The organism is Vibrio sp. PSi01, assembly GCF_054960695.1.
On sequence record NZ_JBHNYN010000010.1, the window covers coordinates 11,281 to 33,047 of the forward strand.

Here is a 21,767-nt window from a genome sequence, read left to right on the forward strand (position 1 = left end):
TAACTCAGTGGAACCCTTTCCTTTTACGTCTTAAGTATAAATAAAAGTTATGTCTAACTGAGAGAGTAGAAATGATTACTAGTATTACTAAAAATTCACAAACTAAGCCTGATGTTATTGTTGAGCTGGTGGTCTAATTATGTCGATCATTTCTAATGAACCTCAAACGATATCTCAGTTGTTGGAAAAATCACTGACAATTCCTGAGTACCAACGCCCTTACAAGTGGCAATCCAAGCACGTTAATCAGTTAATTGATGACATCTTTAATCACAGTACCAAGCCATGCTATCGGCTTGGAACGGTGGTGCTGCATCAAGATAAAGAACCAGAAAAAGACAAAGAAAAGGATAGTCTCAACATCGTTGATGGTCAGCAGCGCCTGCTTACGTTAACACTACTTTGCACCATTCTTGATGGAGATGAGAAAACCATCTCATCAACGCTTCTTGAGCATAAATTTGAATCCTCAGTCAGTATCGAAAACCTCAAGAACAATGCACAAATTATCTCTGAACGGGTAGCAAGCCTGCCAGATACAGAAAAGCAGGAGCTGCTCGGTTTCGTCCTTAACAAATGCGAGCTTATTCAAGTTACGCTAGATGACCTCAGTGAAGCCTTTCAGTTCTTTGATTCACAAAACTCTCGTGGTAAAGCGCTTGCCCCTCACGATCTGCTAAAGGCTTATCACCTGCGCGAAATGATGGACTCAACAGAGCAAACTGAGCGTCTACACCATGTTAGCTTGTGGGAGCAGGGCGTAAACCCAGATGATGACTCTGCGAACTTGCACACCATCATGGGAGAGTTCTTGTTCCGTATGCGCCGCTGGGTTGATGGTGACTACGGCATACAGTTCAGTCGCCATAACATTGATGTATTCAAAGGCATTAATCTAGACAGCACTCAATACGCCTATGTGGATTCCATGCTGGCGCTTGATTATGCGATTGAAACTTTTAATGCTGATCCCGCACGTAAATGGGACAAGCAAATTAAAGCCTATCCATTCCAAGTTGATCAGGTAATGATCAACGGTAAGCGTTTCTTTGAGTACATTCAGCACTATATGGCAATTCACTCAACTCTATTTGTCGGTGAGGATGCGAAGTTATCTGCATTTGTTGAGGAGCACACCAAGTACAAAGGCAGTAACCGCAAAGGGGATAGCTATGTACGAAACCTATTCTTATGCGCTGTAATGTACTACTACGATAAGTTCGGTGACGTGGAGTTAAATAAAGCTGCTCAGATCTGCTATCGCTGGGCGTATTACCTACGTCTTCGTTGGATGCGTATTGGTATGGAAACCGTGGATAATCATGCAAAAACACGCAGCGGATTGTTCAGAGCGATCAACAAAGCCGTTCACCCTCAGCAGGTATTGAATTTCCAACCTGATTATATTGAAGAGCCAAAATTTACCAATGCTGAAGACGTAGAAAAGTCTATTGATGATATGAAATTAGGAAGAGTAAATGAGCCAAACTAATCAAGTCGAACAGTTATCTGTTAAAAAACTTTTCGACAGAGAAACTCAGTATGTGATTCCTATCTATCAGCGAAATTATGCTTGGGGCGCATCTGAAATAGAGCAGCTTATTCAAGATATCAGCGATGCTGCAGGGCTTATTACACAATCAGGTGATATAGGCACAGCAAAGCAAGAGCGTTATTACTTGGGTAGCCTTGTCGTTTATCAACGTACATCTCACACTCATCAATCAAATGTGATATTTGAAACCATTGATGGTCAGCAAAGGCATACGACACTCTCCATTTTGTTGGCTTACCTGAAACATCGAGACGGGCTTGATGCTAAAAAACTTGATGAGGTAGAGATTAACCTGACATTCGATAGTCGTCCTAAATCTTCCCGAGCATTAGAGGATATCTACAAGGGAAACAATAATGGCGAGTCAGAAGAGCCTAACATCCATGCAGCCTACAATATCATCGAGCGTTACTTTAAAACCAAAGGGCTTGATGAAGGGGATAAAACTAAGCGATTCCTAGAATATTTGTTAAAAAGAGTCACCATACTAAGAGTGATTGTTCCACCAGAAACTGATCTTAACCACTATTTTGAGATCATGAACAACCGTGGTGAGCAGCTAGAAAAGCATGAAGTTTTAAAAGCAAAATTCATGGCAACGCTCAAGGCTGATGATGAGCGAAGCTGTTTTTCTACTATCTGGGATGCGTGTTCAAACATGAAACGTTACGCCCAGATGGGCTTTCAAACGGATCTGCGTAAAGGGATCTTTGGTGATGATTGGCAAGCTATGCCACCGAATTTTGAAGCTATTCAGCAAAAGCACGAAACCAAACAGCAAAAGCAAGATGCCATGACGCTGCGAGACATCATTAGCAATAAAGCATCTAGTGAAAACAACGAAGACGAAGAACGAGAGAAAGAAGAGCGCTTTGGTTCGGTTATCGACTTCTCAAACTTCTTACTCCATGTTTTAAAGCTGATACCCGAACATAGCAACACTTCTCTTGATGATAAGAAGCTGATCGATGCTTTCCTTTGTAACAAGAAAGGTTTGAAAGTCGAAGCTAAGGAATTTGCTGAAAACTTACTTAAATGCCGTGTGCTATACGACCGTTATATCATCAAACCAGATACACACGAGAATAAACGGGCGTGGAGTCTACTGACGCTAGATAATTCATCAAGCAGTCCAAGCTATATCAACTCATTTGGCAAAGATGAAGACAGCAAACTAAATGAAAAGATCCGTATGATCTTGGCAATGTTCCATGTCTCTAATCCTGCATTGGTGTATAAACGCTGGCTAAATGATGCTCTGAGTATTCTGAAAAAAAGAGTAGATCAGAGTACAGATTTCACAGTGGATGGTGATCACTATTTATCTGAACTGGAAAGTTTAAGTGACCGTTATTTTCAAGAAATCACGGGTAGCAATGAAGTTGTGGTGTTTGATAAAGAGAACAATGGCGTATTGCATCAAGGAACTGGCGTTCAGAACTTTGTATTTAATCGTTTGGATTACCTACTTTGGAAGCATCTGTTAGAAGGTAACTCTGTTTGTGAAATCAACAAAGAGTCGTTAGGAGAGCACTTCACAAGCTTTCAATTTGCATTCAGAACCTCAGTCGAACATTACTTCCCACAAACCGATCCATCAGGTGCAAAGAAGATGGATGATGTTGACCGATTTGGTAACCTTTGCCTCATCTCACCAAGTAGTAATTCAAGGCTGAGTAATTACTCTCCGCAAGATAAGAAGAAGTTCTATCAAGAGAATAACCGTGCTGAGAGTTTAAAACAGGCAATCATGATGGAATATAAGGATTGGGGGCCTGATGGAGTAGGGCGTGAAAACATTCTTAGTCATGAGGTAGATATGCTCAAGATTGTGATCAATAAAATCTAGTAGAAGTGAGGCTTTTGAGCCTCACCTTTCTATTAAGGGCAGTTAGCACTCATAGACTGCATCATTGTGGTTATTCTCTTCATGTTGTGCCAAAGCCTGTTTTTCTACAGGCTCAATGCTAAGGCGATAGTTTTTGTGAAGAGAGTATTCAAAGAGCGCCAGTATTAGGTGATAAAATAAGAGGTTTACGGTTTTGGCAGCTGTGTAGACGCCGCGCTCAAATTCATAAATAGCTTTAATTATTGCTCTGTCTCTTGTAGACCGAATTCTTTTGGAATATTCAAACCAATACTCGACTTGCATCATCATTGCCTCTTCATGAACCTTGGCGAACCTAAATATCATAAACCTGTATTGTTGTAGATTGTACTCTTCTAGCTGTACTTTAAGCTGATCTGCATGCTTTATTGCTTGTTCCCTTATCACATCAAAATGAGTGGTGGCTTGTTTGACCTCTTGGTGATGTTTGTTGTATTCATCGATAAATACAGCATCAGAATTGAGAACCCTATTTTTGATAAGCTTTCCGATTGTGTACTTGTTGCCACTTCGAAGTGATGAGCCAGCAAAACGATATTGATGAAATCGGTAAGCAACGCCTTTAAACTGTGAACCTGCCTTATCGAGAATGAGTTCTAGCTCAATGCCTTGCTTTAGCAGCGCGATTTCAAATTCCGTTAATGAGCTACATGGGGGCAGGCTGCGAATAGCATTATCCACTCTTCTTCTCATCATACGAATAACGGTCATTTCCTTTTCACCATTAATATCAGCATCATAACTTGTATGGTGTTCCCCTGAACTAGCCACGTTTTGTAACCCTAGACCTTCTTCTTGTTCCCTCATAATCTCTTGCGCTCGAAGGTGAGATTGCCAATTCGAGATAATTTTCCCTGTTAGTAAATTGGTTGTGGAAGCGACAATATGAACATGCTCATTATCAGTATCGGAATGTTTGTATGCGATATAACGAGCGTTTTCATAACCGAGGTGATTCATAAGTTTTTTAATGGTACTTTTCCACTGCTGGTGGGGTAACTGTTCCCCTTCAGCAAGGGAGACAACAAAGTGTCGGTAGGGTTGCTTCGTATTTGGGTTTGTTAGATGAGCACTCTGTAGATCAGCAATCGCTTGGCTCCAATCAATGTTACGAGCATCTTGCTTACTGGCGTATAGGGGAACAGAAGCAATCTCGTTCGCACAAATGAAATGAGATGTTCCCCCTAGATTATCGTCCTTAGATTGGCTTGATGAGTAGTCGACCATTTGTGTGACATCGTCACTTTGCTTCGCTCCATATCGAACTAACTGGGTAGCATCATGAATGGTTTGCCTGTCATTTTTGCACTTCAATTCCTCAAAAATCATAATTCAGCATCCTCTAACTCAAGCTTATTTCGGTAGAGTTCTCGTAGCTTACTGCTGTCGAGAAAATGCATAGCAAGGATTTCAGCAGTTTGAGCATTATGAGAATCAATCGCGAGATTTCTCGTTGTTTGGAGAGTTTGTTGTAATTTTTGAAGAGCGGCGCTGAATTGCTCAGTGAGTACGTTATTATGTAGAGGATTGCCTTCTTCTATCAAAGAATCTAAAGCTTCAGCAATATGTTTAGTACTCTGAAAGTATTGCGTAATTTCAGGGCCTTGTTGTGGTTTTACTGTTAGTTGTTGAGTAATCACATCTCGAAGAAACTGGCTTGCTGATTTGTAGTGGTAGCTTGTCATTACTTCCAATAGGTTCTGGTATTCTCTCTCTGTGAGATTGGTTTTCACTGCTCTGCAGTACAGATCTTTCTCTGCTTTACGTGGCTTCTTAAAATTTGCATTAACGGTATGAATCAATATTTGAGCTTCAGCTAGCTCATCTTGATTAGCACTTTGGATGCACAGGGTATGAGCAAGCGCAGTAATAAGAGCTTGTTGCTCTGCGATACTTACTCCCGATTCGATAGGGGAGGGGAGAATACTGGGTAATAAGGTAACTAGTTCAACTTCAGAGTAGTTATGTCCCTGTATTAATTCAGCGATTAATTGCTTTTGTTTTCTAGAAGTGCAGCTAATGACAGTAGCTGCGACTGTATTTATATTAATATCCATTTTTAGCTCTTGTTTATTATTTTCATTATTTAGAGTGTTTTGTTTATTATCGATAACGCCGTAAGGCTGTTAGCGAAACCTCACGTAGTGAGGCATGATTTCGTGTATATTATTTGGAACAAATAATAACGCGCGATACCAGCTTGTTACTATTTTTGTTCTTTGTTTATATTATTATACGCACGTATTTGCATTAAAATAAAGTAATATATAATATGGCTATTTTTATATTTAAATATATGGGTAATTATATTAAATTGCGTTATCACGCAGTAGAAGTGCGCAATGACGCACCGCAACTGCGTTTTGACGCACTAGAAGTGCGTCCCCCTATTACTACATATCATCAGCTTTCATCCGCTATCATATCGTATTTTTTAGAAGAGATAGTATATGTATAATAAAGTAATCAAGAGGTTTTTGATAATATACAAAGGCTATATATATTAGGTTTGAAATGAGTTAAATATGGTGCTTATGTATAATTAAAACAATTTAGGTTATATTTTAATGAAAGTTAATTTCAATTATTTTATATTTAATGCTTGATCTTAGATCTATTTTGATATTATTCTGTTTGTAACGGCTCATAGAGTCCTACAATAAGAATAAACGGAGGCGTCTTATGGCGCTTAATCAAAATACTAAATTTCTCAAAATAGAGAGAAAAGCAGAAGTACTTCAACGTGTTGGTTTATCTAATGCAACCCTACATCGAAGAATCAAAGAAGGCAGGTTCCCTCCATCAATTAACCTAGGTGGAGTTAAAGCCGTTGGCTTTATATCTCACGAAGTGGATGCGTTTATCATCGCTTGCGCTGTAGGTGAGGATCAAAAGCTTGTAGTAGCAGATCTCATTAAGCAGCGGGAAAAGCTTAAGCAAGCTTCACCATTGCTACAAGCCATGGATTTTCACTAGTTTAAAATAGCTCAATAACCTCTAGCATTACCCAGAGGAGTGGCGCAGAGCTGTATATGACATTACCGCACTGTGCCATGTTAAGCAAGCTTGTGCTTCAGCAGGGCTAGTCTAACAGGCACTGTCTTTAAAAAACGCTCGACAATTCGTTGAGTTTAGCTTCGAAAAGCTCGGCTCTTTGGAAGCTCCGAATAATATAATAATAGCAAAAATAATAACGATAACTAACTGAAAGTTAAGACGAAATTTTTAAATTTAAGCTCATTACTTATTCGGAGGAAACATGAAAGAGTTTAACGTTTTAAAGAAAAATCGAAAGTATTTTGCAGCACTGCTGAATGGTTGTAAATGTAGAATAGTAATTGATGAAAATTCAAGTGATTTACCACTTGGTGAGCAGTTGCTTGATGTGGAGGATATGTCTGTACGTTCTAAATATGGAACAGATCTTATCTTCAAACTGACTTCGCCAATTGATGAACAGAAAGAGTCTGGTTTGTTGACGCTCGAAAGCCGATACAACACCTATTTGATTGAAAAGTGTCGCGCTCTTGGTGGTCAATGGGACAAAAGCAGTCAATCTTGGATGTTCAGTGGTCTTATCGCTGAGCAAGTTGATGAGTTAGATTATATCTTTAACTCTTCCAAAATTGCTGTCGAAGTAACTGTAGATGAAAATTATGATGTTTATGAAGCCAAAGGCCAGCTCTGCTGCTTAGGTTATCCTGTCGCTAGAGCTTTCGGTCGAGATTCAGGAGCGAAGGTTGAGGAAAAAATAGGAATCTTAGCAGGCGGTTTTACCAGTAGCGGAAGTGTTAAAAACTGGGCAACTCAAGCTGAAGATGGCACTGTGTTTCGTTTTGAAGTCGCGGAAGAAGTCTATAATCAATTTAGAGAAAAAGAGCCGCAGTATCGGTTTAAACGCTTGTAATAGAGTAAAGTTGTGCAGTGGGGGTGGTAAATCACCCCCTAATCTATTCATATTAAAAACTCATTTTTTCGCCTTGAATCGGGAAGATGAAATTAACACCTAAGTCGTTGATTTCGTCTAACTGAGCTTTAATTATTGTTTGTGGGTCCTCCCCTTTTTTTAAGCTATATTTTACATGGCTTACCACAATGTCCAGCCCCTCCAAGCTACCCTTACCACTGAGTTCTTCTAGCTTCTTAAGCTCTTTCATTAGCCAATTTGGAGTTAAGTGACCAAATAGCGATTTGTCAGGAGTGCTGTTAGTAAAGGATACTTCTATTACCATGCCTTTTAACTTACCCTCCTTGGCGTATGGGGCTAGTGTCTGCCAAACCTTATTTAAGGCGGAGCCTTTCTCAACTAAATCAGGGCCAGTGTCACCAAAATAGATAAAGGCTTCATCTTGCGGGTTTTTGAGTAAGAAAGCGGTAGAGCGCCCACCAGAGTGTTTTAATGCCAGTGCTTTAACTTGTAGTGATGTATCGACCACGGGAAGCCATTGTTGTTCAGGTAGGTTGATATAGCTGTATTTATTCAGTTTGTAGCCTTTACCATCATTACCAAAGTTTGGCCATGCCGACCAGTTAAAGTAATTGTCCATTAAGGCTTGGTTTGTTGCTTCAAGCCCATAAATTGGTTTATTTGAATCATCTGGTGATGAGATAATTAAGCCTGCAACATGGTCTAAATGAGCGTGACTAACAAAATAGCCTTTCACTTTTTCACGTAATAGATATCCCACTTTGGTATAGGGTGACTTCTCAGGAACAACGATACTCTCAAATGTACCTTTCTCATTTGCTACTATAAGGCCATTAACAACAGATCCTGCATCTAGCAAAACGTAATTGCTGTCGTGTTCGCTTTTGAACATGAAAGATGTGAGATTACCATCTTGGATACCTCCCTTACTTCCTAGGGTAATTGCTTCGAAGCTTTGTGCAAATGCCCCGCTCGTGAGCATGGATGAAATGACCAAGGCTAAGCTTTTTTTCCACATGATTCTAACTCCTGAAAAAGTGAAATTTCAATTGAGAAATTGGTTGCTGTTGTGTTGACTCATTATTTTCTTATAGAACAATATAAAGCAATGATGTGTCGTCATTTTTGCAGGTTAGAGAGTTAGAGTTAGCTGCATTATTTTAAATCGAAAGCTCCATTCCGTGCTGGCAACTAGTAAGGATTTCTTCTCTGTTGTTTTCCAACGCATAAGCATTTTTAGTAGTTGCGCCATAGGGTGCTGTAACAAGCCTCTGCTACGAAACTTGTTAGCCGAGCACTAATGTATATAAACGTTGGGTGAAAGGTGGGGCTTAGTTAAAGGGGAAGTAACCTGTTAAAGGCAAACATTATCGGGTTTGTTCCTATTACTGTGATTCAACACAAAAGTAATTAGTTAGTTTTCAATATGATAGTTTCCGTTATATGATAGTGATGACATAAAGACAATGGAGCTAACTGAATGAAATCTCTAAGTGAAATACTTGTGACGATGCCTAGGCGAGCAGAACGCAAGCCAGATGATTACTTAGTAAAGTCATTTGTTAATGTTGGTTCAGTCTTTTCGCTATTTTCTTGTGCTGAGAATCAAATTATTTACGGACGGCGAGGTACGGGGAAAACCCACCTTCTTAGATATTTAAAGAATGATATTCAAAACCAAGGCATGCTCACCGTCAGTTTAGATATGAGAACGATGGGTTCTACTGGAGGAATGTATTCAGATGCGAATCTAAGCCTTAGTGAAAGGGCTTCGCGATTATTATCAGATACTCTTTGTGAAGTTAGAGAGCAGATTCTAGATGAAAGTTACAATAACGATGAGTGTGATCTTTCTATTCTAGTTCCGATGTTGGATAGCTTTGTAGAAGAAGCAACGAATATGACCGTGCAAGGGCAGTTTGAAGTAGAAACCAGTTCAACTAATTCAGTTTATCAAGAGTCGACCTGCGGCCTAAATGGTACATTATCAACAACGCCGAAACTGGGAGTTTCTTATTCTGACCGTACACAAGAAAACTGTTCAGGCTCATCAACAACGAGAGAAAGTGGCAAAAGAACCCTTCGAATTCACTTTGGCGCTCTTTCGAGGATATTGACTCGCATAGTTAAGCATTTGCCAGGAAAGAGCCTTTATTTATTGATAGATGAGTGGAGTGAGATTCCACTAGACCTTCAGCCATACTTGGCAGACATGCTTAGGCGGATAGTTTTTTCAATTCCGTCAATTACGGTAAAAATTGCTGCAATAATGCATCGCTCTAATTTCCGCACGTGTAATGATAGCGGCGAATTTGTTGGTTTAGAAGTCTCCTCAGACGCGTCAACCTCTATTAACTTAGACCAGTTTATGGTCTTTGATAGTGACAGTGAGAAGTCAGTACAATTTTTTAAAAACCTGATTTATAAGCATGTACAGGCATCAGATAACAGTGGTGTAGTTCCAAACAATGTAGAGTCCTTTATCTCCCAGGTTTTTACTAATAAACCCGCTCTAGAAGAGTTTACTAGAGCAAGTGAAGGCGTTCCTAGAGATGCGATTCACATCATATCCCAAGCATCACTGTACGCAGGTAATAGAAAAATTGGAGTTACGGGTATTCGCAATGCAGCTAGGCATTGGTATACGACTTCAAAAAGCAAGGATATCAATTCTCGAAAAGAAGCTGTTAAGCTACTCGAGTGGATTGTCAGTTCTGTTATCGCAGATAAGAAAACTAGAGCATTTTTAGTGCAAAGCGACTCGGATGACTCATTAATCGACTTTTTGTTTGACGCTAGGGTTATTCACTTGATTAAGCAAGGTGTTTCTGTAAACACAATACAAAGTCAGAAGTTTAACCTGTATTCCTTGGACTATGGCTGTTACGCACATTTAATAAATACTAAGGATGAGCCTAAAGGGTTTCTTTGTGATGACTCTAGTTATATAACTGTTCCTCGAATCGATAATATGTATAACCGAAACTCAATCCTTGACTTGAAAAGATACTATCAGACAGGGTTGTTGCCGTTTTTCGAAAATACTTCGGAGATTAGTCTGCCTAAGCAATTTTACTCTAAACCAATTAAAGAGTTGGATTTTGATGATGAGATTCTTGAAGAGCTTCCTAAATACTTGGAAGCCAAAAAAATCAAAGGAACTCTCTACCTCCCATTAATATTTGCTGGGCTCGTAGTTCGCACCAAGCAGGGGTATAATTCTAGTAGTGGTAGTGAGATAACAAAAGCAATCAATACGTATATCATCACAGACCCAAAGAACATCAAAGCTCCTAATAACATATCTCGAGCTTTGAGACAGGAACCTCTTGTAGGAGAGGGTTGGTTAGATATTGCACATCAAGGAGGCGCTTCATTATTTAGCTTGTCTGTTGATTGGAAGGGGTACTGGACTGATTACTTTAAATGTCCGCCACCTAAACTCTAAACGATGTCCCAAAAAACAATGAAAGGGTTAACAAAGGGGAAATTCTAGTCAATGCAGCTCTTTTTGTTGACTATTATGGTGAAATTAATCACCAAAACTTACCTCTGGATTTTTATCAATGATTGATCATTTAGTAAAACCATTACTAACAAACCTTCTCCCTAAGGTCATTAATAAAGTGAAAAGTATGGGGGAAGTAGATCAGGTAGTTCAACAGCTTAATATGCTTTTGGATTCCACTAATACTTCTGAAGTCGCTCATAAAATGAATAGGCGGTACTTCCAATTTCGAAGTTTGGTTGCTGAAAGGTCGAATACGAATATTGCTGATAGCTATATACCTGCAATTCTGGTTTATGATGACAATTGTCACGAGCAAGAAGTGACCGCAACAAAGCCTTTTATTCATCAAAATGAAATTACAGTTATTGAAGGTAAAGCAGGTCAAGGTAAAACAACTCTACTCAGGTACATTGCTTATACTCTTTTAGATAAAGGGAACAAACTTCCTGTCTTGATTTCATTGAGAAACATCGACTTCTCCGACAGATCTAGAAGTCCACTATGTTACGTTATGGATGAGCTTTCTCATATTGGTATTAATATACCGTCAGAGGAAGTTATGGTTCAGCTTATCATGCATAATTATTTTGAAATCTTGCTTGATGGGTTTGACGAAGTAAAACATGATCAACAGGTGCAAGCAGAGCAGTTTGTAACTGCTTTACATTTTAAATTTAATGCATCGATCCTAGTAACTTCCCGCCCAGGAACAAGCATTATGTATACAGCAGGTACTAGAATTGCTGTCTTACAAGATCTAACCGAGCACAAAGTTCGAAAATTGATTCTCAAAAATATATACATCCGAAACGATGAAAAAGAGTATCTTGTGGAAATTTTAGATACAAGACCAGAATTAAGCGCAATAATGATTTCACCCATTTTGGTCGATATCTTCATAAGTGTATATCCTCTTCTTAAGCGTGACCCTACCACTCTTATAGAGTTCTATAGTGAGTTGTTTTTGGCACTCGCAAGTAAGCATGACAAACTAAAATCCTTAAAACGAGATAGTTACTCTGCTTTAACGGTTAATGAGCTTGAAAGATTATTTAAAGGCATAAGCCTGAATGCAACTTTTAGCACGGGCCCTAGCATGACGGAAAGGAAACTCTCAGAGATGACAGAGAAAGTTGCTTCTGATTTAGGTTTACCTACTAAAGGTCAAGCTCATACTGATATTATAGATCGTACATCTCTCATCATTAAAGACGGGGACTCGTGTGAATATATTCATAAGTCAGTGATGGAATACCATGCTGCTGCCTACATGCTTGATAGAACCAAAACTGATGATTTTAAAACATCAGCTTATCAGTATTTCGTACAGTTTGAGGTGGAAATAAAACAAGTATTAATTTTTTTAAAAGAATTGGATAAAGAAAATTTTTATCTTAAATACTGCGAGCCTCTACTCCTACAATCAGGGATAGCAATACCTGTTACTATTGTTACTAATGATGTTTTGGCTGGGTTAGGCATACCAACAAAACTAAGGATTAGTAATCAAAAAGTCGATTCTGCTGAGATGAAAACCCATTCTGCCACCGAAAAGTTATTTAGACCTTTCGATGCTAGATTGGATAAAGAATCATTGCCGTGGGTGTATACTTCATCGTCAAAACTGTTTTCTGAAGTTTTAGATGATAAAGACATTGACATCATACTTGGAGATGAAAAAGACCATAAAAACAAAGCGTTAGTGATCAATACAGTCAGTTTGGTGAATAAATACCCTGAATTCGAAAAGGCTTGCTTGATGAAATTTAATGAGAATCTAGAGCTTATTAAGAATCGAATTGATGCATCACGTGAAACGATAAATTCAAGTAATGATTTTTTGTCTTTTGTTTCTTAAACGATTTACTGATCTAGGACCTTCTGAGCGTCAATTAACAAAGAATTCTCGGCAGGTCTTTTAGCTTTGTTGTGTATTGCGGAGACAAAAAATCACGCTTCATAGCCCATTCGTGCGTAATGCCTTGAGCGGCTAAAAATACGGAATCTCGCCCTAATTGAGTATTGAGTTTGTCTATAGCTTGCATTAATGCGGGGTTCTCAGGCTCAGAAAATAAGTCCTGTTGACGTTTTCTATCTGATACTAAGCTCATCGCACCAACACCTATTTTGTAATAGCTGACACCTGGCTTAAACAACCTTGTCGCCATTAATGTCACTGCTTTGGTCAATTTACTTGTGTCGTTAGTTGGAAATTCAAATGTGCAGGTATCTTTGAAGTTTTGTGGTGTGTCATCGAAAGGTGAAGTGTTAGCAAAAGCCATGAGAGCAGAACATGAGCTTTTTTGGTTACGTGCTTTTCTTGCAACGGTAGCGGCGTGAAAGGCGAGGGCTTGCTTTAGTTCTTCAAGTGACGTTATTCGGTTACCGACACTACGAGTGCTGAATATCTGTTGTTTGTCCGCTCTGCATTCGTCCCAAAATTTGCAAGGATGACCATTTAACTCACGAACGGTTCGTTCAATTTCTACATTGAAAGAGCATCTTGCTTGTTCAGGTCTTAAATTTGCAAGATCTAGAGCTGTTTCAATCCCCATCCACTTCATACGTTGTGTCAATCGTCTTCCAACGCCCCAAACTTCAGATACAGGTTGTGATGCCAAATATTGTTGGCGTTTTTCTTCAGAATCAATGATGCAGACACCATTTAACTCTTTATCAACTTTCGCGACTCTGTTTGCCATTTTTGAGAGCGTTAAAGTATCACCTGCGCCAAAGCAAACAGGGAGTCGACATTCTTTCCATACGGTTTGACGAATTCGTTGACCAAGTGAAGTTAAGTCTGGCTCAAGTCGCGATAAACGGCTGATATCTAAAAAGCACTCGTCAATCGAGTAAATATGACTTCTAGGCGAGAAAGCTGTAATTGTTGCCATCATTTTTGCAGACAGATCAGCATATAAAGCATAGTTTGATGAAAAAACGTTTACACCACGCTTTTCAATCAGTGTCTTTTGCTTGAAGTAAGGCTCAAACTTCTTTATTCCAGCTTCTTTTGCCAACCTATTTGCGGCTACAACTGCACCATCATTGTTGGATAAGACAATACAGGGTAGGTGTCGTAAATCAGGCCGAAAAACTTGTTCACAAGCGACATACATAGCGTTGCAATCTATAAGAGCAAACATTACATGAACTCAGGCAAGGGTTTATGTAGACGAATAGAGCGAGTCACTACCCCCTCAATCGCAAAGGCATCTTCTGGGTGGATCTCTATAGGTAAGTGATGAGGGTTTGCTGACAGTAAAAGTCTGTTGTGTACATCAAGGATTTTACACATGAATGCACCATTTAAGCTGACGATAACTGTATCTAAATGCTGAGCTTGTGGCTTTCTATCGATGACTAACAAGTCGCCATTGAAGATGCCAATGCTTTCCATTGAATCACCGTTAGCATAAGCAAGATATGTAGCATTAGGGTTATTTACCAAGACAGAATCCAATGAAACACCAAGCTCAACATACTCCGCTGCTGGTGACTCCCAAGAGGTAAGTGAGCAAGAAATGCTGGATGGAGAAAGCGGTAGAATGTGCATGTTTAATGACCTTACAAAACCATACTGTGTAAATATACAGTATGGTTTTGACGTCCGTCAATGTTTGGAAAGTTAAGTGCTGATTAATTAGCCTTTGAGTATGAGCTTTGCTGATTCATTTTGTCTAAAATTGAGCTGGTTGATGCGGATTTGTTTGGTTGGGCTAGGGCGTGCGTTTATGTATCTTTGTATTAAAAAAGAGTGCTTTTAGTCTCGTCTAAGCCAAAGTGATCATCTTGTAGGTTTGCATCAGATTTTCCGAGGTTTCTTCGGTGTTCTTTTAATGTTTGAAGAGCCGTTTTAAAGCAAGCTTCGCATAGGTCTAGGTGGTAAACTTTTCCATCTTCGCCATTTGAGCCGTATCCAAATTCGGCATGTAATTCGCCTCGTTCGACAAACAAAATACCATTAATTTTGATGCTCACACTCTCATCGCAAACGTCACAAATTCTATCTATTTCTGTTTTGACCAATTTTTCTTTAAATACTTTCATCTAAGCCTCACTGTCGCTTTTTATTTAGAATATAACGGTCGCTCAATATGAGCGACCGTGCTCTACACATTCAGCACTTCAGCTACAGTGAAGGCTATCCTTTGCCAGTAGGGTAGGGAAGTCCATCACTTTTCTTTTTATGGTATGCCCTCTCATCATTGCTCCGATGTCATCGACCACACATATCCCGTTTTCAGTGTCTTCAGAAAACTCTGACGCTAAGCATCGAATTTCGATATCAATTTTACGCTCTTCATTTTTTGGCTTAAGTGTGACAACTGGTGAATATTTAGAGTGATGCAAGCATTCGTAATCGTTAAGCATGAGTCCCACTCCAATTACTAAAGCTTCGTTGTCATTGGCAGGTACGGGGGCTAAGCAACGTTTAAGTAATGTAATTGAATTTATTACACATTGAGCACTCAACCTGACCTTTAGGGTGGGGATGGGTAAGGTCTCGCACTCTGGTAGAGTAAAGTGCTCACGAATATCATCAATGAAAGTTTGATATTGGTAGTACGACAAAATAACTTCATCATTTATGTCATGAAGATTCTGCTCTAGAAAATCCGAAAAGTCATAATGTTGGATGCCTAGCAATGCTCGGATGTTATCTATTCCACTTAAGTGATTATCCAGAAACTTTGCACTGACGCCTCTCGTGCTCAAATCTTGTTTGGTGAGGTAGGGTTCACTTCTCAACCAGCGAACGATAGCTTCAATCTTCGTTAATGTGTAAATATCTACGCCGTGACGAATGAAATTAGAAAAATCATGACCTGGCTGTTGTAGGAAGCCGCTATCAATGGCATAGATAGCATGTCTGATGACAATATTTGGAATAGTGACTGACGACATAATAAACCTCATTATTTAAACATAGGTAGGGAAGTGGAAAGGACTTTTCTGGTGTTAACGTGGCTGTAGCCCTGTTGGTTTAGCAATCGAAAGAAAAAGTGGATGGCGTATCGATGCTGCTCTCGTTGTTTTTTTTGGACGCTGTTTTGTTTCAGCGTTTTGAAGTAGTGATGGATTAGCTCTGCCGTAATCGTTGGGAAGCTAGTTTGTCTCGTACTGTGTAGCTCGTTTTTCGCAAACTTCAATTTAAAAATGAGTGGGACGGCAACTTTGAGTTGATAAGCCCCAAATTCATTGAGTGAGATCCCATTTGCATTCAAAACTCTCTGCATTCTTTTGTTAGGTGAAGAGAGTGGAGGTTGCGTGTTATTCGGTTTATCACATTGCTTCATTAGGTGTTTGAATCGTGCAGGAAGGGAGTCATCGTTAAAATTTTTGACGGTGAACTGGACGTTAAAATTGCTTGTGTTTGCTTCATTTTTCATTGAAAACTCTCTATTTTCTTGAAATTAGGGTGCAAAAAGCCGCACCCTTAAATCGTTAAGGCTGTCATAAAGTATTAATGTGTTTGTGTTGTAGGTTGCTTTAACCGTGACTGGTTATGCGGCTTTATCTTTGTACTGACTGGCGATGGAGTAGTGCCTTCCTGTTGACTCTACGATGTAGCCACTCCAGCATTGGTGTATCTTGACTCGTTCTTCTAAATACTTAGCGCTGTTATACGAAGAGCGGGTTGTATTTCTGTCCAAGTGAGCCAGACACATTTCAATCGCATCGACTTTAAAGTCCGTATTCTCATTAAGGTATGTACTCGCAATACCTCGAAATCCATGACTGACTAATTGTCCCTTTAGTGTCGTGAGATTCAACGTTGAATTCACGGCGGATGGACTGATATGCGGATACTTAGTGTTAGGCTTATCGGACGGAAATACGTGTACTTGTTCTCCCGAGATTGGTTTCATGAACTCTAATATACCGAGGGTGTATTCGTTCAGCGGGACTAGGTGCTCACGTACACATTTTGTGTAGAAGTCAGGAACTGTCCAAAGCCTTTTCTTGAAGTCGATGTCACACCAACGCATAGAAGCGAGTTCAAATGCACGAGTCATCGTATGCAGTTGCATTTCAAATGCACAACGAGTTACCAGTTTCATGGTGTGATTAGACATAGTGCTCATGACGGATTCCAACTCTCTTGGTTCAACTGCTGGCATGTGAGTCACCTTTGGTTTAACAAACTCATCCTTGATATCAGCTAAGCAGTTACTTCCGATATAGTTTCTGTTGACAGCAAAGCGCATGACTTGATTTACAAGAGCACAAGCTCTCTTTACATTTTCTAACTGCCCCTTAGCTTGAATCGGCTTTATCACTTCAATCACTCCTGTTGGTGTAATAAAGCTGAGAGGTAAGTTGCCCAGTTTTGGGTACAAGTGACGCTTGAAGAACAAGCGCTTTCGGTACGTGGTTCTTACGTGATTTTTGATGCGTTCAATTTCACTTGCACCAAAGTCGGTGCCATTGATTATCGCTTGTTTCCGAGCTTCATTAATCAAGGTTTCTCGTCTTGTGGTTTCTTTAGCTTCATCTCTTGCAAGCATGCTTTCAGCGATAGTTTCAAACGTAAGTCCGCTTTCAATGAAACGCTCCAGCTTTTGCTTTTCACGATAAACCTTAGGGTCAATGTTATTGGCTATCTGTACACGAAGCTCTTGGGCTATTTTACGAACCTCCGCAAGTGTCATACTAGGGTATGAACCCAGCCCGATTTTTTTGCGCTTTTTTGTGGTAGGGTCGGTGTAGATAAATAGCCAATTCTTAGAGCCATTCTTACGTACTCGCAGATAGAGATTGCCACCATCTGACAGTGAGTATTCTTTATCACTTGGTGCTGAATTTTTTAGTTGTGTGTTTGTCAATTTAGAGATACCAGCCATGCTGTTACCCTCCGTTTTTCTGTGTGTGTCCCTAGAACTTACCAATGGATTTAGGGGTACGCAAGGGGGTGCCAGAGCTGTGAGATGTAATGAGATAATACGACACTAAAAGAAATGTAATTTATTTTAAATCAATAGTTTAAGTTTTATTTTGATACGTAGTGATATAGTGTGAAAGGTATGAGGGGACTTTTAAGAGTGATTCGCAACGCTTGGCAGTTTCGCTTCGCTCAAGTATAGCCAAGCTCTGCTCACACCTTAATGCGGCGTTGATATGACCCCCACTGTCAATTAAAACGTAGAAGTTTCTGCTCCCACATTTCAGAGCCTTTTGTTTATTTTGAGATAGTGTTAACGCATAGATGAAGCAAGTAATTTCGTCGGCTCTCATGCTGATATACGTGGATTACTCATCGCGAGATGAGCAGCGCCTACCTTACTTATTTCGTCGTGGCACCTGTCTTCAGTCTATGCTCGTGGTTCAATAAAGCGCGAGCTTTATTGCCATCCTAACGCCGTCGGTGTTTGTGCCACACCCGATGCTCTATCCAATGCGTTAACACTAATTTTTTTCTCATACAGGCAGCCTTGCAATCCGTGTTTTTGGTTCGACTGCGCTAACGACCACCTCTCTTGCGATAGCCCAGATATACGCGATCATTTCTCTAGCGATAGCGGCGACGACAACGTTTCGATGTTTGCCTTTTTGTAGTAATCGTTGATAGCGGCGACATAATCGTTGCTGAGCATGCCAAGCAATATCGACAATTTCTTTGGGCAGTCCTTCTTGTCGCAGTTGCAGTTCGACGGAGATATTAGCTTTGTGCTTATAAGTATGTGCGCCCTCAATAAGCAACCGTCGTGCTCGACTGTTTCCGCATTTGGTGAGGCTCCCTCGCTTCGTTTTACCGCCACTGGAGCTTTCAGTCGGTACGAGGCCAACATAAGCCATAAGTTTTCTAGGATGGTCGAAGCGACGTAGGTCGCCGAGCTCGGCAATGGTGCCGAGAGCAACAAGGAGTCGCACCCCCCGCATAGCTTGAATGGCTTTGACAACAGGGTAGTAACGCCAGTTTTTGACTTGGTGTAATAACTCGTTATCTAACCGTTGTAATCTTTGCATCCGCTCACTGATGGTGATGATCATTTCTTGCAATACAATCTGTTGGCTGTGATGGGGAAGAATGAGGTCGGTTAGCCACCGTAGATGCTTTTTAGACCAGTTATCATTCACCGTCGCTTGTACATTATTACGTAGAAGAAAGCCTTTGAGTTGGAGTTTTGCATCTTTAAGATCTTTCATCGCGGTTTCTCGAGCCCTTGATAAATCTCTTATCGCCTCGTCTTCAGATTCAGGCACATAAATAGGCGTAAGCTCTTCAGCCTTAAAAAGCTTGGCAAGTTTTGCAGCATCTCTCTTATCTGTTTTGACTCTATCCCCTGATTTCTTTGGAATAAGGGAAGGGGCGATGACGCAGCAGCAGTGGCCAAGCCTGGTGAGCAATCGGTATGTCCAGTATCCACAAGGCCCAGCCTCATAGACAAAATGGAGGGTGGCTTTTGGATATTTAGATTGCAGTTGTTGTGTGAGTTTAATGAGGGCGGACTTGTTAGACTTTATCCGTCCCAAATGTTCAGGTGTAGCCCCGCGTTGCTCTTGCAAGACGGCGACTTGGATAAATGACTTATGCGTATCTAAGCCAATGAAAATTATGCTATCGTTATTCATGCTAGCCTCCAAATTTAGTTGTTTGAACACACTAATTATGGCTCTGGCTTTACGCTAACCCACGAAATTGGAGGCTAGCACCTCGTGGGGGCATTATGTCTATACCGCAATCAATCATCTACCTTTTCATAGCTTTACGGTAAACATCGCTACGTTCGCGTTTTCCGACTGCTAAGACGGTTACAATGATGACATCGTCTTCAACTTTGTAGACGAGACGGTAGCCCGATTGGCGCAGCTTAATCTTATACATGTTGTCAGCTCCAGAGAGTTTTGAAGCCGGAACATGCGGGTTATCTAAGCGCTCGATTAGCTTTTTCTTAAATTGTTGTTGAAGCGTTGAGCCAAGCTTTTTCCACTCTTTGAGTGCGCTCTTTTTAAAGTCGAGTTTATAGGTCATCAATATTTACCGAAATGCTCTCTTCAGATTCACGCTCTTTCGCAATAGTAAGTAGTTCAAGATCTTCGAGTCTGTCCATCATCATTTCGTACGCTTCGGCTGGTACGCAATAAAATGCTGGCTCATTTCGGTTCAGTACAGCAACAGGTTCACCGTAAGCACTAGTTGCAACTTTCATAGGGTTAGCTTTCAACTCAGTAATGCTTGCAGCAACATCGGCTAAAATTCTAGTGGTCATTTAATAGGTCTCTTAAGTGGTCTTTTTTTTGGTCATTTTAGCCTCAACCAAGCGGTATAACAAGTTGCTTAAGAGTGATTCGTAACGCGTGGCATTTTCAGTTTAAGCTTGGGTTTCGTGTTTACGGTGGTATGGTTTTGGTTAAGTGGTAGCGTTGTTCGCACCTAAATAGGTATTTATACGCTTTGGGGAACTAATGATTCAGAGTATTTATGATCAGATGTGGCAAAGGTTTGAGCGAGCATCAATTCACAACGATTATGAGCTAGACTCGCATCTATTAGATATTGCTAGTGATACCAGAAGGGGGATTACAGCTTTGACATATTTAAAGCAGGCTAATCGTTCTGTTCTTGATGAAATCATGAGCTTTCAGAAAGCAGTATGTGATATAGAACCCAACCAATACTACCATCCGCTTGAAGAACTGCACCTAACCGTTCTGTCGGTAATTTCATGCTTACCAGAGTTTGAACTCAGCGAAATCAATATTCATTCTTATACCGAAATATTTCGTTCAGTTTTGAGTTCAAATCAACAGATAGAAATAAAATATCAAGGTGTTAGTGCGTCCCCCAATTGCATTCTACTGCAAGGTTTTCCTGTCGGTGATTCTTTGGAACAGTTTAGAAATGAACTTAGAACTCAATTAAGCGAAGCGGGGTTAAGGGTAACTTTTGACAGCCGTTATAAGTTGGTTACAGCGCACAGTTCATTAATTCGGTTCAGAGTCCCAATTAGTGATAGTCGACAGCTTTTTAGGTTGTGTCAGCAGTATCGAAATTATGATTTCGGTAGCATCGTTCTTAAAGACTTCGAACTGGTGTTTAACAATTGGTATCAAAACTTGGCAGTAACGAAGTCTTTGGCTAGAGGTTCTTTGTTAGACTAGACGCGCTTATAACAAGTACCTAAGAGTGAGCCTAAACCCCACATCATCAAATATTCAGTGCACGATTTCAAAAAAACAAACAACTAAATCAGAAACCCCAACACTTGGCACTTTATGCCAGTGTTGGGTTTGTTGTATTGTTGAAAGTTAACCAAAGAGGGCGCCGATAGCCGGCGCCCTTTGTGTTAGTTGGTAACGCTGTAAGTGTCGTAATCGCGAAGTAAGAAGAGTGCGATACAGGCTGCGAACATTGGCCAAGAGGCAAAGAACAGTAGGTTATTGAACGGGTCCATGTATTTTCCAAAAGAGGCGAAAGTTGAACCTGCGTGCAGGACTAAAATCGCGCCGTAGGTGTACTTTTTCCACATGCCGACAACAAACGCGCCTAAGAATCCTAGCTGCGCGACACCCATAGCCATTATTGCGTTGTCCGAGATGTCGATGCCGTAAAAGCCAGACAGTACTTTTGTTGCATGCTCAGGTACAAGGATCTTATCCAAGCCCCAAAACAAGAAGACGATAAAAATGCCGATTCTCAGCAGCAGTAGGCTAGTCGCCAGTTTGGTTTGAAGTTTCTTTTCCATGATATCCCTTGTGATGCACTCAACGATGCGATGAAATTAAATGTTCTTCAAAGAAGACCCATCGTATTCGCGTTTTCTTTCGTTATTTTTTAGTGCCTTATGTAACAAGGAGTGTCTGCTTAGTGGGTTTGATGGTGGGTAACGTTAATGCAGACTTAGGTAGAGCTTATATGCGACGAGAAGTCAGGCTTAGA

Annotated in this window: 20 protein-coding genes; 7 read left to right on the forward strand and 13 right to left on the reverse strand. The window is 40.3% G+C overall.

Annotation, left to right across the window (positions count from 1 at the left end):
• The first annotated feature begins 139 nt into the window (after positions 1-139).
• Positions 140-1,492, forward strand: a complete 1,353-nt coding sequence (locus tag ACFI6G_RS14260; protein WP_102277842.1) for a DUF262 domain-containing protein — start codon at positions 140-142, stop codon at positions 1,490-1,492.
• On the forward strand, positions 1,479-3,404 hold the full coding sequence (locus tag ACFI6G_RS14265) for a DUF262 domain-containing protein (protein ID WP_102277841.1): 1,926 nt from the start codon (positions 1,479-1,481) through the stop codon (positions 3,402-3,404). The genes ACFI6G_RS14260 and ACFI6G_RS14265 overlap by 14 nt, the downstream gene beginning before the upstream one ends.
• 42 nt (positions 3,405-3,446) lie before the next feature.
• Here ACFI6G_RS14265 and ACFI6G_RS14270 read toward each other — a convergent pair whose 3' ends face one another.
• Positions 3,447-4,772: a relaxase/mobilization nuclease domain-containing protein gene (locus ACFI6G_RS14270; protein WP_102277840.1), complete on the reverse strand. Its 1,326-nt coding sequence runs from the start codon at positions 4,770-4,772 to the stop codon at positions 3,447-3,449.
• Positions 4,769-5,500, reverse strand: coding sequence for a chromosome segregation ATPase (locus ACFI6G_RS14275; protein ID WP_102277839.1), 732 nt, complete (start codon positions 5,498-5,500; stop codon positions 4,769-4,771). Before ACFI6G_RS14275 ends, ACFI6G_RS14270 begins: the two co-directional genes overlap by 4 nt.
• Before the next feature lie 625 nt (positions 5,501-6,125).
• Here ACFI6G_RS14275 and ACFI6G_RS14280 point away from each other — a divergent pair.
• Positions 6,126-6,419 (forward strand): helix-turn-helix transcriptional regulator, encoded by a 294-nt coding sequence (locus tag ACFI6G_RS14280; RefSeq protein ID WP_102510891.1) that lies wholly within the window; start codon positions 6,126-6,128, stop codon positions 6,417-6,419.
• 283 nt (positions 6,420-6,702) lie between these two features.
• Positions 6,703-7,350, forward strand: a complete 648-nt coding sequence (locus ACFI6G_RS14285; RefSeq protein ID WP_102510892.1) for a hypothetical protein — start codon at positions 6,703-6,705, stop codon at positions 7,348-7,350.
• A gap of 52 nt (positions 7,351-7,402) precedes the next feature.
• Here the strand turns inward: ACFI6G_RS14285 and ACFI6G_RS14290 are convergent, their stop codons facing one another.
• Positions 7,403-8,389: an MBL fold metallo-hydrolase gene (locus tag ACFI6G_RS14290; RefSeq protein WP_462710324.1), complete on the reverse strand. Its 987-nt coding sequence runs from the start codon at positions 8,387-8,389 to the stop codon at positions 7,403-7,405.
• A gap of 462 nt (positions 8,390-8,851) precedes the next feature.
• On the opposite strand from ACFI6G_RS14290, the gene ACFI6G_RS14295 reads away from it, so the two are divergent.
• Both ACFI6G_RS14295 and ACFI6G_RS14300 read left to right on the forward strand, forming a co-directional pair.
• Positions 8,852-10,819 carry an ORC-CDC6 family AAA ATPase gene (locus ACFI6G_RS14295; protein ID WP_462710325.1) on the forward strand — a complete coding sequence of 656 codons (1,968 nt, stop codon included), beginning with the start codon at positions 8,852-8,854 and terminating at the stop codon, positions 10,817-10,819.
• A gap of 118 nt (positions 10,820-10,937) precedes the next feature.
• On the forward strand, positions 10,938-12,740 hold the full coding sequence (locus ACFI6G_RS14300) for an NACHT domain-containing protein (protein ID WP_102510895.1): 1,803 nt from the start codon (positions 10,938-10,940) through the stop codon (positions 12,738-12,740).
• 34 nt (positions 12,741-12,774) lie between these two features.
• Here the strand turns inward: ACFI6G_RS14300 and ACFI6G_RS14305 are convergent, their stop codons facing one another.
• The 9 genes from ACFI6G_RS14305 to ACFI6G_RS14345 all read right to left on the reverse strand — a co-directional run bounded on the left by ACFI6G_RS14305 (position 12,775) and on the right by ACFI6G_RS14345 (position 20,097).
• Positions 12,775-14,028 carry a Y-family DNA polymerase gene (locus ACFI6G_RS14305; RefSeq protein WP_462710326.1) on the reverse strand — a complete coding sequence of 418 codons (1,254 nt, stop codon included), beginning with the start codon at positions 14,026-14,028 and terminating at the stop codon, positions 12,775-12,777.
• Positions 14,028-14,438, reverse strand: coding sequence for a LexA family protein (locus ACFI6G_RS14310; protein WP_462710327.1), 411 nt, complete (start codon positions 14,436-14,438; stop codon positions 14,028-14,030). The genes ACFI6G_RS14305 and ACFI6G_RS14310 overlap by 1 nt, the downstream gene beginning before the upstream one ends.
• Before the next feature lie 191 nt (positions 14,439-14,629).
• On the reverse strand, positions 14,630-14,932 hold the full coding sequence (locus ACFI6G_RS14315; protein ID WP_102510898.1) for a hypothetical protein: 303 nt from the start codon (positions 14,930-14,932) through the stop codon (positions 14,630-14,632).
• A gap of 78 nt (positions 14,933-15,010) precedes the next feature.
• On the reverse strand, positions 15,011-15,790 hold the full coding sequence (locus tag ACFI6G_RS14320; RefSeq protein ID WP_462710328.1) for a hypothetical protein: 780 nt from the start codon (positions 15,788-15,790) through the stop codon (positions 15,011-15,013).
• Positions 15,791-15,801: 11 nt separating this feature from the next.
• Complete coding sequence (locus ACFI6G_RS14325) at positions 15,802-16,275, reverse strand: hypothetical protein (protein ID WP_462710329.1); 474 nt, start codon at positions 16,273-16,275, stop codon at positions 15,802-15,804.
• A gap of 114 nt (positions 16,276-16,389) precedes the next feature.
• Positions 16,390-17,730, reverse strand: coding sequence for a tyrosine-type recombinase/integrase (locus ACFI6G_RS14330; protein ID WP_462710330.1), 1,341 nt, complete (start codon positions 17,728-17,730; stop codon positions 16,390-16,392).
• Between the two features lie 574 nt (positions 17,731-18,304).
• The gene (locus tag ACFI6G_RS14335; protein ID WP_371964547.1) at positions 18,305-19,459 is read right to left on the reverse strand and encodes an IS110 family RNA-guided transposase; all 1,155 of its coding nucleotides are present in this window, start codon (positions 19,457-19,459) and stop codon (positions 18,305-18,307) included.
• A gap of 118 nt (positions 19,460-19,577) precedes the next feature.
• Complete coding sequence (locus tag ACFI6G_RS14340) at positions 19,578-19,859, reverse strand: type II toxin-antitoxin system RelE family toxin (protein ID WP_010429015.1); 282 nt, start codon at positions 19,857-19,859, stop codon at positions 19,578-19,580.
• Positions 19,849-20,097 (reverse strand): type II toxin-antitoxin system Phd/YefM family antitoxin, encoded by a 249-nt coding sequence (locus ACFI6G_RS14345; RefSeq protein WP_004730320.1) that lies wholly within the window; start codon positions 20,095-20,097, stop codon positions 19,849-19,851. Before ACFI6G_RS14345 ends, ACFI6G_RS14340 begins: the two co-directional genes overlap by 11 nt.
• 196 nt (positions 20,098-20,293) lie before the next feature.
• On the opposite strand from ACFI6G_RS14345, the gene ACFI6G_RS14350 reads away from it, so the two are divergent.
• Positions 20,294-20,989 (forward strand): 2'-5' RNA ligase family protein, encoded by a 696-nt coding sequence (locus ACFI6G_RS14350; protein WP_102360591.1) that lies wholly within the window; start codon positions 20,294-20,296, stop codon positions 20,987-20,989.
• Between the two features lie 185 nt (positions 20,990-21,174).
• On the opposite strand, the gene ACFI6G_RS14355 is transcribed toward ACFI6G_RS14350, so the two are convergent.
• Positions 21,175-21,573, reverse strand: coding sequence for a hypothetical protein (locus ACFI6G_RS14355; protein WP_016766759.1), 399 nt, complete (start codon positions 21,571-21,573; stop codon positions 21,175-21,177).
• Between the last annotated feature and the right edge of the window lie 194 nt (positions 21,574-21,767).